This window comes from Cellulophaga omnivescoria (assembly GCF_001999725.1).
GTDB classification, from domain to species: Bacteria; Bacteroidota; Bacteroidia; order Flavobacteriales; family Flavobacteriaceae; genus Cellulophaga; species Cellulophaga omnivescoria.
Window position 1 is genome coordinate 41,881 of record NZ_MDDP01000018.1, and the last position, 16,281, is coordinate 58,161.

A 16,281-nucleotide genomic window follows, 5' to 3' on the forward strand; every position below is an offset into this window, starting at 1 on the left:
AATTAAAGATATGGTTAGGTTGTTATTTTACCCTAAACTCATCCTCTTCATTACTCTCTATTCCTAGGGCTTCATAAATATAGTCAAAAGTAGATAATAATTGTGGTTTACCATTTACAATTGCCACATCGTGCTCAAAATGTGCGCTTGGTTTGTTGTCTAATGTTGTAATTGTCCAACCATCTTTATGTTGTACAATTTTTCTTGTGCCTTGGTTAATCATTGGCTCTATTGCAACAACCATACCTTCTACAAACTTTTTACCTCTACCACGCTTACCGTAGTTTGGCATTTCTGGTCCTTCGTGCATTTTTTTACCTAAGCCATGGCCAACCAGTTCACGAACTACTCCATACCCCTCTGCTTCACAAAATTGTTGTATTGCAAAACCAACATCACCAACTCTATTACCTGCTTTAAATTCTTTTATGCCTACATATAATGATTGCTTGGTAATATCAAGCAACTTTTTAGTTTCCGGATCTACTTCTCCAACTTCAAAAGTGTATGCGTGATCTCCGTAATAACCGTTTTTTAAAACGCCGCAATCTACAGATATAATTTCACCATTTTCTAATGGCTTATTGTTTGGGATGCCGTGTACTACTTGTTCATTAGGGCTCATACATAGCGTATTAGGAAAATCATATAATCCTAAAAAACCGGGTATACCTCCATTATCTCTTATAAACTCTTCTGCAATTTTATCTAATTGCAATGTGGTAACACCAGGCTTAATTTCTTTAGCAATTATGCCTAGTGTTTTAGAAACCATTAATGCACTTTCGCGCATTATTTCTATTTCTTCAGGTGTTTTAATTTTTACCATAGTGTGCAAAGGTAAAACAATCTTATAAAATCCGTATTATAAGACTACAAATCTTAAACTAAAGATTTTTGAGTCATTAATTTTGGTTGCTCTACACCAATTAATTTTAAAATTGTAGGTGCTATATCTCCTAAAACACCGTCATTAATTTGTTTTAATTCTTTGTCTACCAAAATTAGTGGTACAGGATTGGTTGTATGTGCAGTGTTGGGGCTGCCATCTGGGTTTATCATAGTCTCGCAATTACCGTGATCTGCAATCACAATAGTGGTGTAATCATTTTTTAAACCAGTTGTAATAACTGATTCCGCGCAACTATCTACAGTTTCGCAGGCTTTTATTGCAGCTTGCATATCTCCTGTATGGCCTACCATATCTGGATTAGCAAAGTTTAAGCAAACAAAATCTGCTTCTCCTTTTTCTAACTCGGGTATTATGGCATCTCTAATATCAAAAGCACTCATTTCTGGTTGTAAATCATACGTTGCAACTTTTGGAGACGGACATAAAATGCGTTGTTCTCCATCAAAAGGAACCTCTCTACCTCCGTTGAAGAAAAAAGTAACGTGAGGATATTTTTCTGTTTCTGCAATACGAATTTGCTTTTTTCCTGCTTTAGATAAAACTTCACCTAAAGTTTCATCAATATTTGCTTTATCGTAAATAACGTGCACATTTTTATAGGCTTCGTTATAATTTGTCATTGTAACATAATACAATTTTAAAGGATGTGTATTGTATTCATGAAACATATCTTGGCTTAACATTTCTGTAAGTTCTCTACCGCGGTCTGTTCTAAAATTAAAGAAAATAACAACGTCATCTTCTTGTATTTTAGCTGCAGGAGTACCATTTTCATCTGTTACAACAATTGGCTTAACAAACTCATCTGTAACATCGTTATCATAGCTATCTTGTATAGCTTGCTCTATATTGTTGGTTTTTGTACCGGCATTATTAACTAATAAGTCATATGCCAATTTAACACGCTCCCAACGTTTATCTCTGTCCATAGCGTAGTAACGACCAATAACACTTGCTAATTTGGTGTTTTTATCTTTGCAAAAGGTAATAATATCATTTACGTAGCTTTTACCACTTTTAGGATCAACATCTCTTCCGTCTGTAAAAGCATGTATAAAAGATTTTTCTATACCATAACTTTGTGCCGCGCTAATTAGTCCTTTTAAATGTGATGTGTGTGAGTGCACACCACCATTACTTAAAAGTCCTAAAAAATGTACAGCTTTATTATTTTCTTTGGCGTATTTAAAGGCATTTTTAACTACTTCTTCATCCTTAAGAGTATTTTCTTTAACAGCTAAATTAATTTTAGCTAAATCTTGATAAACAATGCGGCCAGCACCAAGGTTCATGTGTCCAACTTCACTGTTACCCATTTGTCCTTCTGGTAAACCAACATTCATTCCATCGGTTAATAAATTAGCATTTGCATATTTGCTATACAAACTATCTATAAAAGGAGTATTTGCGTTTTCTATGGCCGAGATTTTAGGGTCTGGAGATTTACCCCATCCATCTAAAATCATTAAAATAACTTTTTTGTTCATCTTCTTATTTTTTTGCTACTCAAAAATAGCACCAATTATTAAGTTTTACAGCTAACTGGCTTGTCTTTTTTTTATTTTTTAGAAAGTGTTAACGTATTGGTTTAACTAAAACGATATCGTATCTGTAAACGCTTGTTAAAATTATGTTATAATCATTTTTTACTGAAACATAAGCTATTAAAGGTCGTCTTTATTTGTGTATATAATTCATCAAATAAATCAGAAAACAACAATCATCATGAAAACAACAATTTTAGTTTTTGCAGCAGTTTTAGTTGCAGCAACAACAGTAGTAAAAGCAAATGTTATTAATAGTATACAACCAAACTACAGGGTAGAGGAGGTTAAAATTGAGGTAGTAAGTCCTTTTTGTTTAGCTATTTTAAAGGGCGATGTAGAAACAGTGCGTAAGTTAATAGAGTTTGGAGTAGATGTAAATGAAAAGTCTAACGGAATGACACCTGCTATATTTGCTGCGCGTTACAATAAAGTAGAAATTTTAGAAATACTTGTAGCCAATGGTGCAGATTTAAGAATTAAGTGTGATAAAGGGCGTACAATAATGAAGCACGCAGAATTATCTAACGCAAAAGAAACTATAGCTTTTTTAGGGCAAGTAGCTAAAGAAAAAAAGTTGGCAAGAAAAAATAAAAGAAAAAGAAAGTAGAGTTCATCCAACAATCATCAACCAAAAAATCCCTTTAATTAAAATTAAAGGGATTTTTTAATGCTGATACTTTATAAATGTTCTCGTAAAAAGTATTTTTCCTAAAATCTAAACCCTGTAAATGCTCTGTATAAAAAAGCATAAACAGTAATAGATATTAATGCAAAGCAAAAAAATGAATATGCTTTTAATAAAACAACAGCAAGTATTGGTCTGCAATTGTCAAATGCACTTAAATAAAGTCTTTTGTATTCTAGTAGCCTTCCCATATAGTCTCTTTTTTAGAATTAATATTCTCAAAGCTATAATGGTTAAAAACAATGAGTTAGGCTTGGGGTGCTACAAAATTAAATAAAAATAACGAGATTAAAATGCATTTCATCGAATAGTTATTTTTTGTTTTTATATTTTTTTATTGCCTCCTTTATTTTCTCTATTCTATTTTCTGGATCTGGGTGTGTGCTTTGAAATTCTGGCTGTCTGTTTGGCCCTGCAGCTGCTTTTAAAATTTTCATTACAGTTATCATTTCTTCAGGGTTGTAACCAGACTGTATCATAAATAATACGCCAAGTTCATCACTCTCTAATTCATCACCACGACCATTTGTAAGTAGTGTTTTTTGACCAATTCCATTAACTAAGCCTCCCATATCTGCACCAACAGATGCCCCTGTAGATAATGTTTGCCAAAAATTGCTATCTGCTATACGCTCTGCAGAGTGCCTGCCAATTACGTGTCCTATTTCATGGCCTAATACTCCAGCTAATTGTGCTTCGTTAAGCTTAGAGAATAGGGCATAGGTAATAAATATTTGTCCGCCTGGGAGGGCAAATGCATTTATTGTATTTTCATCTGCCAGTAAATGAAATTCATACCTGTAGGGTGTATCTTTTGCAATACTATTTTGTACTAACTTATTACCCACAGCATCTACAAAACTTTGTAGTTTTTGATCTGGATACAAACCACCGTGCTGTTGTGCCATTTGCGGAGCACTTTGCAAACCAATAGCAATTTCTTGATTTGCATCCATATTAATATTTTGTACCCTACCTGTGTATGGATTTTCTTCCTTGTTACTGCAACGTTGAATGTAAGCAAAAGCAACAATAGCAAGTCCTATAAGTATTCTAATTTTCCAATTTCCTCTTCTCATTATAGTTTAATCTTGGTTAGTTTTAAAAACCAAGATACAAAAAGAGTTATAAAAGCTCTGGATTAATATCTAAAATATTGTTTACAATGTATGATTTTAGAAAGCCAGCTGTAAAGTGTTCACCACCTAAAAGACCTTGGTCTTTTACCAGTCTCATAATGTTTTTACCTCTAAACTGTTCTAGCATGGGTTTAGAAATTGGTGCATAGCTGTAGTGCCAAGGCTCGTACTTAAAACCTCTTCTTTTTTTATCATTTGTATACACCAAATAAAAGCCAAAATCATTAGCATTTTGGTCCATCCACTTTTTTAAATCTTCAAAAGGTCCACCTTCTTCAAACTTTTTAGGAACTAAAACGTCTCCACTTGTTTTTTGATATCCATCTATAATATCAATGTCAGTGCCCCAATGGTGTCTGCTTGTGCCAGGTATTGTAGAGTATTCAATAATTTTGTCAATTGCATTAAGTGGTTTCATTTTTTGATCGTCTGTATATTTTAAATACTTACGTTCCCAAATACCCTCTTGCCTGTAGTAATCTCTGTAGCTAGATACTATTTTTAAATCTATACCAGCACTGTAAGCAGCAACTTTCATTTTTTTAAATGCATCATGAGCTTCCTTTCTAAGGTTAATTCCTTTGCCATACAAATCAATATCTGCTTTACCCATTAACTCTTCAATAGAATAGGTAACTTCTTCTTCTTGCTCTTTGGCAAAAATAAGATGTGGAGCCGTTAATGCGGCAGCACCTAAAATTCCGGTTTTAAGAATAAATGATCTTCTTTGCATAACTTTTAATTTAATTTTTTAAACATAACCATATGAGGTCCTACATTTTGTATGTCAAAAATGTTGCCACTTTTTTTATAACCGCATTTTTGGTAAAAAGGAATAGCGCTTTCTCTGGCATTCATCCATAATAATAAAACGCCTTTTTCTTTTAAAATTGTTTCTGCGTAGTGAATAATTTTTTTGCCAAGTCCTTTGCCTTGGTACTTGTTAGCAATGGCCATACCTCTAAGTTGGTAAGCAAAAACATCTAAAATAGTTGTGTTGTTTGCTTTTAGTAGACTTGCTACGCCAACTAAAGTGTTGTTTGTGTAAACTCCTATATGAAAAGTTGTATCTCTATTATCTCCATTAAATTCACAGGATGATAAAGGCTTTCCATTCCTTAAAACAGGGTGTCTTACAGTATATGTTTCTTTTGCAGAAATTAATTTAAAAACAAGTTGGTTATGGTTCATCATACAATCTAAAAAAAAGGTGTATGGCAAAAGTACGTATTATTGATTTCCTAAATAGATGTATCCTTGGTGTATAATATTAACATCTTGTAAATTTAATATATAAAAGTATACACCGTCTGGTAAAGCACTGCCAGCTTTTACAACCCCACGCACATTAGAGGTACCTCCAAAAGTATTATCATAACTATCTCTATCATAAACAATTCTTCCCCATCTACTATAAATTTTTAGATTGTTATTTTTTGGAGATAAAGAAACCTCTTTAAAGTGTAGAAAATCATTTACACCATCATTATTTGGAGATACAAAATAGTTTTCAAAATTAGTAGAAATAGCACTTAAACTACTCCCAAAGGTAACTATATCATAATTATTTGGCACAAAAGTGTCTGATGTTATAGAACCAGAACTAAAGTTTCCGCTTATTTCTGTATTGCCTAGATTTTCCCAAATATTTAATGTTTTGTTCCATCCTACAATACGTAAATCTTCAATAGTATCAGTAAAACTGTTTATATTACTATCAATATCCCAAGTTAATGTAATTTTAGAGTTGGTATCTGCTTCTAGGTGCCAAAATTCATAGGTGCTGACAGCGGTTAAAATATCAGCAAAATTGTTGGTATTAAAGCTTTTTGTAAATGTAGAAGGAGCGTTGGGATCTTCGTAAAAGTAAGCACTTTTTGCGGTGTTGTTGCTTGTTTCAGAATCTATATAAAGAGGTCTAATTTTATTTTGATATCCAATTGGGAAACTAAAATTATGCTTTTCTGTAATTGCAGCATATCCATCAACCTTTGTAAGGTTAGCATCGCCATTATAAAATGCGTAATTTATAAAATCTAAATTAATATCGGTTGTATTTCTAGGGGTAACAATGTCTCCTAAAATAAAGTTACTATTGTTTGTAATGCCTACAGCTACATTTAAAAATAAATCGTTTGTTACAACAATTTCCATATCTTTAAAGACAGGTTTAAAAGCTCCAGAAATGGTTCTGGTATTGTCACTATAAAAACCAGCTAAACCTTCGTTTTGGTCAAAATTTCCATCGTTTGCCAAATCAATATGAAAACCAATTTGCCCATCATTAAAAATTTTTATGTTTCCTGTATTATGTACTATGTTTTGTGATGATAGTAAGCAGGAAAAACTTAAACAGATATAGAAAAGTATTTGTTTCATTATTATTGTATTTGTTGCCAATCTGTGCCATCACTCTGTAGCCAAATTGTTTTTAAACTTAATATAACGTTTATATTAGCACCTACTAAATCTTTGTAAGTACTAATTGTTGCTGTTAATGTTAGAGTGTTTGGGTTTTTAATTACATAAATTCTTCCTTTGCACGTAGAAGCATCCGGTAATGTTATGTTATGTGCCCCGCCTAAAATTATAGTATGGTGAGTTTCGTTTAAAGTTAAATCTCCAGTGGTAACATCTATAGCCGTAGAAACAGAACCTTTAACTTCTAGGGTTGAATGGACATTATCGCCTGAATATGCTAAATCTTCTGGTAAGTTAAAACCAATACCCAAACGGTCGCTAATTAAAACTTGGGAGTTGGTAGAATTGTATTTGTCTATACGAATAGCTTCCTTATTACCTACAGTAAAATTAAGTTCGTTAGTAGCTGTTCTATACATACCTGTATCTGTATCTCCATTAAATCTATATGATGGTTCACCTTGGTTTCCATCACTGTTTAATAAGCCAGCGCTTCGTATTGCGCCACTAACTTGTAATTTGTTTGTAGGGGTGTTAGTTCCAATTCCTAGCCTGTTATTTGTATTGTTCCAATAAATTTGATTGTTATCCTCTTCAGGTTCTCCAAATGAATTGGTATATAAAATTGAACCGGGGGTATAGGTTGCGGGTAGTAAATCTGTGATATCTGGAATTTTTTGCCATACAGTGGCGTTGTATAAATAGATGCGTTTTTCATCTGTATTATACAAAATTGAACCTTCTAAAGAGCCTGTTATTCCGCTTATTTCTGCAGAAGTTGCACTAGTAAGTCCTAATAATAAATTAGGGTCTATTTGGCCGTAACACATTACTATTGGTGATAGCAACATTAGTTTGAATATTATTTTTTTCATCATCATTAAATTATTGGTTTTGTCTATTTCTTAAAGCATACTAGTCTGCTATTGGTTGTTGATTTGTAACTAGTATTAAGAAGTAGAAGTTTGTTTAATTTGATGAATTACTTGGGGAACTAAAAGTAACTCGGTTTTTTGATTATAGATTTGAATTTTAAGGGTTAAACTTTATTTTGATTGTCTTTATATTTTACCTTTTAGTTATTTTTATAAGTCTAGAATTACAAACATAAATTCGGAGTCAAACCTTGCTCTGTCTGATCCTCCGTTATCATTATCTCCAACAATAACATCAAATCCAGCAGTTGTTTGGTTGCTATAAGAAATTCCTGGGTCATCGTTGCCAGCACCAGCTCTTCCAGGCTGACTTAATTGGATAATGTAGTTAGCATCAGAAACAGTTCCTGCTGGTAAATTAACTCTGTAATGTCCAGCTCCAACTTGTTTAACAACAGTAACACCTGTTGTACCTTTTAATATTACACCAAGAGCATTTACTTTTCCTATTGCTTTTACCATACTATTGTAAAATGCACCACCATCAGTTCCTGGAGTAATATCATTATTGGTGTCAGCAGAAATAACTTCTGCAGTTTGTGTTATTGCAGATTCGTTTACATAACTAATAACACCAGAAGTATCATCTTGACTTAAATTTGTGACACTTCCGCCTATTATACCACTAATTTGAGTGTCTACATAAGTTTTAACTGCATTTTGGGTAGGATATAAAGTTGAAGATGGCGATGTGTCTCCTAAATCTGTAGCATCAGATTTGTTTGTTAAATCTTCTTTTAAAGCAATAGCAGCATCAGCATCAGCCTCGTTATTATTGACATCCGTTTGTACAGCATTAATAGCGTTTGTAGTTGCTGTATTGTTAGTGGTTAATTCGGTTTCTGTAACAAAAGTTCCGTCTAAGTCTTGAGATAATGTTCCATCTGCATCTGTAATTTCTAAAGCAGTACCATTTAAAGTAAATCCTGTGTTTACCTCGTTGGTAGCATCAGTATCACCATCAGCAGAATTAGAAGCAGCAACTTGTGTGTCTACATAAGTTTTAACAGCATTTTGAGTAGGAAAAGCATCATCAGAAGTTCCTAAAGCTACGTTGGTAGACTTGTTGGCAGCATCTTCTTTTAAAGCGATAGCTGTATTTGCAGCAGTTTCGTTGGCATCAACATCAGTTTGTACTGCATTAATAGCGTTTGTAGTTGCAGTATTGTTAGCTGTTAATTCAGTTTCTGTAACAAACGTACCGTCTAAGTCTTGAGATAATGTTCCATCTGCATCTGTAATTTCTAAAGCTGTGCCGTTTAAAGTAAATCCTGTGTTTACCTCGTTGGTAGCATCAGTATCACCATCAGCAGAATTAGAAGCAGCAACTTGTGCATCTACATAAGTTTTAACAGCATTTTGAGTAGGGAAAGCAACATCAGAAGTTCCTAAAGCTACGTTGGTAGATTTATTAGCAGCATCTTCTTTTAAAGCGATAGCTGTATTTGCAGCAGTTTCGTTGGCATCAACATCAGTTTGTACTGCATTAATAGCGTTTGTAGTTGCTGTATTGTTAGCTGTTAATTCAGTTTCTGTAACAAACGTACCGTCTAAATCTTGAGATAATGTTCCATCTGCATCTGTAATTTCTAAAGCAGTACCGTTTAAAGTAAATCCTGTGTTTACCTCGTTGGTAGCATCCGTATCACCATCAGCAGAATTAGAAGCAGCAACTTGTGCGTCTACATAAGTTTTAACTGCATTTTGAGTAGGAAAAGCATCATCAGAAGTTCCTAAAGCTACGTTGGTAGATTTGTTAGCAGCATCTTCTTTTAAAGCGATAGCTGTATTTGCAGCCGCTTCATTATTGTCTACATCCGTTTGTACCGCATTAATAGCGTTTGTAGTTGCTGTATTGTTAGCTGTTAATTCAGTTTCTGTAACAAAAGTTCCGTCTAAGTCTTGCGATAATGTACCGTCTGCATCTGTAATTTCTAAAGCAGTACCGTTTAAAGTAAATCCTGTGTTTACCTCGTTGGTAGCATCCGTATCGCCATCAGCAGAATTAGAAGCAGCAACTTGTGCGTCTACATAAGTTTTAACAGCATTTTGAGTAGGAAAGGCATCATCTGAAGTTCCTAAAGCTACGTTGGTAGACTTGTTAGCAGCATCTTCTTTTAAAGCGATAGCTGTATTTGCAGCCGCTTCATTATTGTCTACATCCGTTTGTACAGCATTAATAGCGTTTGTAGTTGCTGTATTGTTAGTGGTTAATTCGGTTTCTGTAACAAATGTGCCGTCTAAATCTTGAGATAATGTTCCATCTGCATCTGTAATTTCTAAAGCAGTACCATTTAAAGTAAATCCTGTGTTTACCTCGTTGGTAGCATCAGTATCACCATCAGCAGAATTAGAAGCTGTAATTTGTGCATCTACGTAAGTTTTAACAGCATTTTGAGTAGGAAAGGCATCATCTGAAGTTCCTAAAGCTACGTTGGTAGACTTGTTAGCAGCATCTTCTTTTAAAGCGATAGCTGTATTTGCAGCCGCTTCATTATTATCCACATCAGTTTGCACGGCAGCAATAGCATTAGTTGCCGCTGTTTCGTTAGCGTCAATATCAGCCTGAATAGCATTTTCTGCATTTGTAGCTCTTGTGGTTTCTGTAGTTATTGCGGTAGCGTTATTAGAAATATTAGTTTGTAAAGTAGCATCGTCATAAAAAGCGCCGCCATCAGCCCCAGCTGTAATATTATTGTTGGCATCTGTACTTATAATAACTTGGTTAGAAGCAGCAACTTGTGCATCTACATAAGTTTTAACAGCATTTTGAGTAGGGAAAGCATCGTCAGAAGTTCCTAAAGCCACGTTGGTAGACTTGTTAGCTGCATCTTCTTTAAGGTTTATAGCATTGGTGGCAGCAATTTCATTAGCATCAACATCAGCCTGAATAGCATTTTCTGCATTTGTAGCTCTTGTGGTTTCTGTAGTTATTGCGGTAGCGTTATTAGAAATATTAGTTTGTAAAGTAGCATCATCATAAAAAGCACCACCATCAGCCCCAGTGGTAATATCATTGTTGGCATCTGTACTTACAATAACTTGAGTAGAAGCAATTATTTGAGCATCTACATAACTTTTAGAGGTAGCATCTTGTGGGTTTACAGGGTTTGCTATTGAGGTTACAGCATTACCGCCCATTGTTAAAGGACCTGTCATAGCATCACCAATAATATTAACATAACGAGCATCATTAGTAGATAAGTCTGTGGCTACCTCTTGCCATCCGGTTGGATCATCATATATAAAAGCAACACCATTTCTATCTGTATTAGGGGCTACTTCACCAGATACAATGTAAATGTCAGAGTCTACTCCAGTTGCAGGTCTATCAGATTCAAGTCCAGTTGAAACACTAGATAGTACAACAGCTACATTTCCATTTGCAGTAGGATTTACACCATTTACACTTCTTACAATATTAGGTATTGTTGTTACTCCATTAATTTCATCTGTAAAAACTAAGCTGTTTTCAGAGCCAGCTGGACTCTCTAATTTGGATACCGTTTCGTTATCTAATATCCAATTAGTTCCGTTCCATCTCATTATTTGACCATTGCTAGTTCCGTTAGCTAACTTATCTAAAGTAACATTATCATTAGCAATTTTACTTGCTATTATGGCATTATCTGCAATACTAAGGCTTACATTTTCAAATGCAGCATTAGTACCACCTGTAACATCAATATCTGTTGAGGTTATATTGCCATCAGCTTGTGCATCTACATATGTTTTAACTGCATTTTGAGTAGGGAATAAAGTAGAAGAAGGAGATGTGTTGCCTAAATCAGTTGCATCAGATTTATTGGCAGTATCTTCTTTAAGGTCGATAGCGTCATTAGTTGCAGTTTCATTAGCGTCAACATCTGCTTGTACCGCAGCAATTGCGTTAGTTGCCGCAGATTCGTTGGCATCAACATCAGCCTGAATAGCATTTTCTGCATTTGTAGCTCTTGTGGTTTCTGTAGTGATTGCAGTAGCATTATTGGCAATATTAGTTTGCAAAGCAGCATCGTCATAAAAAGCACCACCATCAACCCCAGCTGTAATATTATTGTTGGCATCTGTACTTACAATAACTTGGTTAGAAGCAGCAACTTGTGCATCTACATAAGTTTTAACAGCATTTTGAGTAGGAAAAGCATCGTCAGAAGTTCCTAGAGCTACGTTGGTAGATTTGTTAGCAGCATCTTCTTTTAAAGCGATAGCTGTATTTGCAGCGGCTTCGTTATTATCAACATCCGTTTGTACCGCATTAATAGCGTTTGTAGTTGCAGTATTGTTAGCTGTTAATTCAGTTTCTGTAACAAATGTGCCGTCTAAGTCTTGAGACAAAGTACCATCTGCATCTGTAATTTCTAAAGCAGTACCGTTTAAAGTAAATCCTGTGTTTACCTCGTTGGTAGCATCCGTATCGCCATCAGCAGAATTAGAAGCTGTAATTTGTGCATCTACATAAGTTTTAACTGCTAGTTCGGTTGGGAATTTTGTATTTGTGGCATCTGCTAAATTTACATCGTCCGATTTATTAGCAGCGTCTTCTTTATCATTCTGTAAATTTGTGATTGCTGTGTTTGCAGCGGCTTCGTTATTATCAACATCCGTTTGTACCGCATTAATAGCGTTTGTAGTTGCTGTATTGTTAGTGGTTAATTCAGTTTCTGTAACAAAAGTTCCGTCTAAGTCTTGAGACAAAGTACCATCTGCATCTGTAATTTCCAAAGCAGTACCGTTTAAAGTAAATCCTGTGTTTACCTCGTTGGTAGCATCCGTATCGCCATCAGCAGAATTAGAAGCTGTAATTTGTGCATCTACATAAGTTTTAACTGCTAGTTCGGTTGGAAATTTTGTATTTGTTGCATCCGCTAAATTTACATCGTCCGATTTATTAGCAGCGTCTTCTTTATCATTTTGTAAATTTGTGATTGCTGTGTTTGCAGCCGCTTCATTATTATCCACATCCGTTTGTACCGCATTAATAGCGTTTGTAGTTGCAGTATTGTTAGCTGTTAATTCAGTTTCTGTAACAAATGTGCCGTCTAAATCTTGAGACAAAGTACCATCTGCATCTGTAATTTCTAAAGCTGTTCCGTTTAAAGTAAATCCTGTGTTTACCTCGTTTGTAGCATCCGTATCGCCATCAGCAGAATTAGAAGCAGCAACTTGTGCATCTACATAAGTTTTAACAGCATTTTGAGTAGGAAAAGCATCATCTGAAGTTCCTAAAGCTACGTTGGTAGATTTATTAGCAGCATCTTCTTTATCATTCTGTAAATTTGTGATTGCTGTGTTTGCAGCAGTTATAGCAGCATCAGCATCAGCCTCGTTATTATTGACATCCGTTTGTACCGCATTAATAGCGTTTGTAGTTGCGGTATTGTTAGCTGTTAATTCAGTTTCTGTAACAAAAGTTCCGTCTAAGTCTTGAGACAAAGTACCGTCTGCATCTGTAATTTCTAAAGCTGTGCCGTTTAAAGTAAATCCTGTGTTTACCTCGTTGGTAGCATCAGTATCACCATCAGCAGAATTAGAAGCTGTAATTTGTGCATCCACATAAGTTTTAACAGCATTTTGAGTAGGGAAAGCATCATCTGAAGTTCCTAAAGCTACGTTGGTAGACTTATTAGCAGCGTCTTCTTTTAAAGCGATAGCTGTATTTGCAGCGGTTTCATTATTATCCACATCGGTTTGTACCGCATTAATAGCGTTTGTAGTTGCTGTATTGTTAGTGGTTAATTCAGTTTCTGTAACAAAAGTTCCGTCTAAGTCTTGAGACAAAGTACCATCAGCATCTGTAATTTCTAAAGCAGTACCGTTTAAAGTAAATCCTGTGTTTACCTCGTTGGTAGCATCCGTATCGCCATCAGCAGAATTAGAAGCTGTAATTTGTGCGTCTACATAAGTTTTAACTGCTAGTTCGGTTGGAAATTTTGTATTTGTTGCATCCGCTAAATTTACATCGTCCGATTTATTAGCAGTGTCTTCTTTATCATTCTGTAAATTTGTGATTGCTGTGTTTGCAGCAGTTATAGCAGCATCAGCATCAGCCTCGTTATTATTGACATCCGTTTGTACCGCATTAATAGCGTTTGTAGTTGCTGTATTGTTAGCTGTTAATTCAGTTTCTGTAACAAATGTGCCGTCTAAATCTTGAGACAAAGTACCATCTGCATCTGTAATTTCTAAATCAGTACCGTTTAAAGTAAATCCTGTGTTTACCTCGTTTGTAGCATCCGTATCGCCATCAGCAGAATTAGAAGCAGCAACTTGTGCGTCTACATAAGTTTTAACAGCATTTTGAGTAGGAAAAGCATCATCTGAAGTTCCTAGAGCTACGTTGGTAGATTTATTAGCAGCATCTTCTTTTAAAGCGATAGCTGTATTTGCAGCCGCTTCATTATTATCAACATCCGTTTGTACTGTATTAATAGCGTTTGTAGTTGCTGTATTGTTAGCTGTTAATTCAGTTTCTGTAACAAATGTACCGTCTAAGTCTTGCGATAACGTACCATCTGCATCTGTAATTTCTAAAGCTGTACCGTTTAAAGTAAATCCTGTGTTTACTTCGTTGGTAGCATCCGCATCCGCATCATCAACATTTAAAACTACAGAGCCACCATTTTCTAAAGTTAGGTTTCCAGCTGTTCCATTTGTACTTATAGCTTGGTTGTCAGTTCCCGTAAAATTTACTGGAGTTCCATTGCCATTAGTGTAGCTAAAAGTTCCGTCTCCGTTAGCTGTTAATTGTGATTTTGTGATGGTTACCGTAACGTTATTTTCGTTTGTGTAGGAAAACGTACCGTCGTTATTATCAAAAATAACTGTCTTTGTTTCATTAAAAGAATTTGTGTTGCACAAAGATTGCCATAGTATACCGTTGTACTGAAACATACAATTTTCATCTGTATTATACACCATAGCGCCAGTTAGGGGAGTAATGGCTAGCATTTGTGCATTGGTAACTCTGGTTAATATTAATACTTTGTCCGTACTTTCTAACTCTAAAATAGAGGAAGGATGTATCGTATTTATATCATTACCTATTTTTACCTGCCCATAAGAGTAATGAGCAAAAGCAAAAAAACTGATTAATAATAATTTGTTGATTTTCATAAATATGTGTAATGGTTAACAATTGTAAATTAAAAAAATAACAGTTTGGTTAATAAAGTTTGTTGTAAAACAACCTTTATTGTATGCGTGATAGTTATTTGTTGATATAACTTTACTATATCAACTACTATATACAGACCTGGTTTTTAGTAGAGTTTGGCTAGTTGTTATCATAAAAATACAATAAAATGAGTTGTTTTTATGTATTTAATTTGACTTATTTTCTTACTATTTTGTATTACTTATGATTGGTGTTTTTTATAACCTGTTGATTATCTTAAGGTAAGCTGTGTTTATAAACAAAAAAACAGACCCGCTTGGTCTGTTTTTACTTATAAATGATAATGATTTATTAACTTATTTTTTTTTAATTGCCTGTGTCTGTGAGATATAAAAAGCCTTGGTATTCTAGTTGAAGATCGTCTAGAAAAACCAAATAAAAATAGATACCACTTGGTAAGCCTTCATTTCTTTGGTATACGTTATTGCTAGTGTTAGAGTAGCCGTTAAACTCATTTGTATAATTGTCTTTTTCAAAAACTTTAAGTCCGTTTCTATCAAAAATACGAAGACGATTGTTAGGGGATTCTTCTAGCTCAGGTATTATAAGATTGTCATTTATGCCATCACCATTTGGGCTAACATAATAATTATCTAGGTCTAATAGCTCTGTTGCAATTGCCATTTTAGCTAATGTAATAACTTCGTAGTCGTTTGGAACAAAGGTTTCTGAAGTTACTGCACCCTGGTTTAGATCTCCAATAGGGTCTACACTACCTAAACTAACCCATCTTCTTTGTATTCTGTGCCAACCCGCAATACCTACTTGGTAATACTCATCTACTAGGTTTGCAATATTGCTACGGTTGTTCCACGAGATACTAACGGTAGATGGTAGGCTACTATCTATATCCCAAAACTCTGTAGTGCTCACAGCTCTAACTTCTTTTTCTTTACTATTGGTATTAAAACTTGTGCTAAATGTTGATGGCAGGTTGGGATCCTCAAAAAAATAAGCACATTTGGCTGATACATTTTCGCTTTGCGACTGCAATGTTAAAGGTCTAATGTAGCCAGAATCGCCAACGGTAAAAAAGAAATTTTGTTTTTGTTCTACTAGCATATACCCATCTACTTTAGACAGGTTAGACTCGCCAACCGTAAAAGCATTTTGAGTAAGTTTTAAGTTTTCTAATGGGTTGTTGCGGTAGGTAACAAAGTCGCCATCTACTAAATTTAAAGCATTAGTAGCAGTAATAGAAGTCTCTAAAATAGTTGCACTAAAAGGCTTGTACATTTCTACATCATAAAAAACAGGAATAAACGCGCCAGTAACACTAGTGGTTACTTGACCATAAAAACCAAGTGTACCCAAATTTTGGTCAAATGTAGCATCGTTAATAAGGTTGGTGTGCAGCCCAAGAGTACCCGTATCGTGTATGCGTATGCTACCGTTGTTGTACATAGCATTTTGTGCTACGGCAACAGAACTACAACATAAAAATATGTAAAGAAAGTTTTTCATAGT

At 34.7% G+C, this 16,281-nt stretch carries 11 protein-coding genes; 1 reads left to right on the forward strand and 10 read right to left on the reverse strand.

Annotation, left to right across the window (positions count from 1 at the left end):
* Positions 1-22: 22 nt before the first annotated feature.
* Together map and gpmI are read right to left on the reverse strand one after the other, a co-directional pair.
* Entirely contained in the window at positions 23-829 is an 807-nt protein-coding gene (gene map / locus BFJ87_RS09960) for a type I methionyl aminopeptidase (RefSeq protein ID WP_077403600.1), read from the reverse strand.
* Positions 830-882: 53 nt separating this feature from the next.
* Positions 883-2,400, reverse strand: a complete 1,518-nt coding sequence (gene gpmI, locus BFJ87_RS09965) for a 2,3-bisphosphoglycerate-independent phosphoglycerate mutase (RefSeq protein ID WP_077403603.1) — start codon at positions 2,398-2,400, stop codon at positions 883-885.
* Positions 2,401-2,638: 238 nt separating this feature from the next.
* Here gpmI and BFJ87_RS09970 point away from each other — a divergent pair, with 238 nt between their 5' ends.
* Positions 2,639-3,067 (forward strand): ankyrin repeat domain-containing protein, encoded by a 429-nt coding sequence (locus tag BFJ87_RS09970; protein ID WP_077403606.1) that lies wholly within the window; start codon positions 2,639-2,641, stop codon positions 3,065-3,067.
* Between the two features lie 101 nt (positions 3,068-3,168).
* Here the strand turns inward: BFJ87_RS09970 and BFJ87_RS16885 are convergent, their stop codons facing one another.
* The 8 genes from BFJ87_RS16885 to BFJ87_RS10005 all read right to left on the reverse strand — a co-directional run bounded on the left by BFJ87_RS16885 (position 3,169) and on the right by BFJ87_RS10005 (position 16,278).
* Positions 3,169-3,336: a DUF6747 family protein gene (locus BFJ87_RS16885; RefSeq protein ID WP_171974500.1), complete on the reverse strand. Its 168-nt coding sequence runs from the start codon at positions 3,334-3,336 to the stop codon at positions 3,169-3,171.
* 120 nt (positions 3,337-3,456) lie between these two features.
* Entirely contained in the window at positions 3,457-4,224 is a 768-nt protein-coding gene (locus tag BFJ87_RS09975; protein ID WP_077403609.1) for a M48 family metalloprotease, read from the reverse strand.
* A gap of 46 nt (positions 4,225-4,270) precedes the next feature.
* Positions 4,271-5,017, reverse strand: a complete 747-nt coding sequence (locus BFJ87_RS09980) for a M15 family metallopeptidase (protein ID WP_077403612.1) — start codon at positions 5,015-5,017, stop codon at positions 4,271-4,273.
* A 5-nt stretch (positions 5,018-5,022) separates the two neighbouring features.
* Entirely contained in the window at positions 5,023-5,478 is a 456-nt protein-coding gene (locus BFJ87_RS09985; RefSeq protein ID WP_077403615.1) for a GNAT family N-acetyltransferase, read from the reverse strand.
* Between the two features lie 36 nt (positions 5,479-5,514).
* Positions 5,515-6,663, reverse strand: coding sequence for a T9SS type B sorting domain-containing protein (locus BFJ87_RS09990; RefSeq protein WP_077403618.1), 1,149 nt, complete (start codon positions 6,661-6,663; stop codon positions 5,515-5,517).
* Positions 6,664-6,665: 2 nt separating this feature from the next.
* Entirely contained in the window at positions 6,666-7,586 is a 921-nt protein-coding gene (locus BFJ87_RS09995; RefSeq protein ID WP_139344230.1) for a hypothetical protein, read from the reverse strand.
* A 204-nt stretch (positions 7,587-7,790) separates the two neighbouring features.
* Positions 7,791-14,753 carry a hypothetical protein gene (locus BFJ87_RS10000; protein ID WP_077403624.1) on the reverse strand — a complete coding sequence of 2,321 codons (6,963 nt, stop codon included), beginning with the start codon at positions 14,751-14,753 and terminating at the stop codon, positions 7,791-7,793.
* A gap of 367 nt (positions 14,754-15,120) precedes the next feature.
* Complete coding sequence (locus tag BFJ87_RS10005) at positions 15,121-16,278, reverse strand: T9SS type B sorting domain-containing protein (RefSeq protein ID WP_077403627.1); 1,158 nt, start codon at positions 16,276-16,278, stop codon at positions 15,121-15,123.
* Between the last annotated feature and the right edge of the window lie 3 nt (positions 16,279-16,281).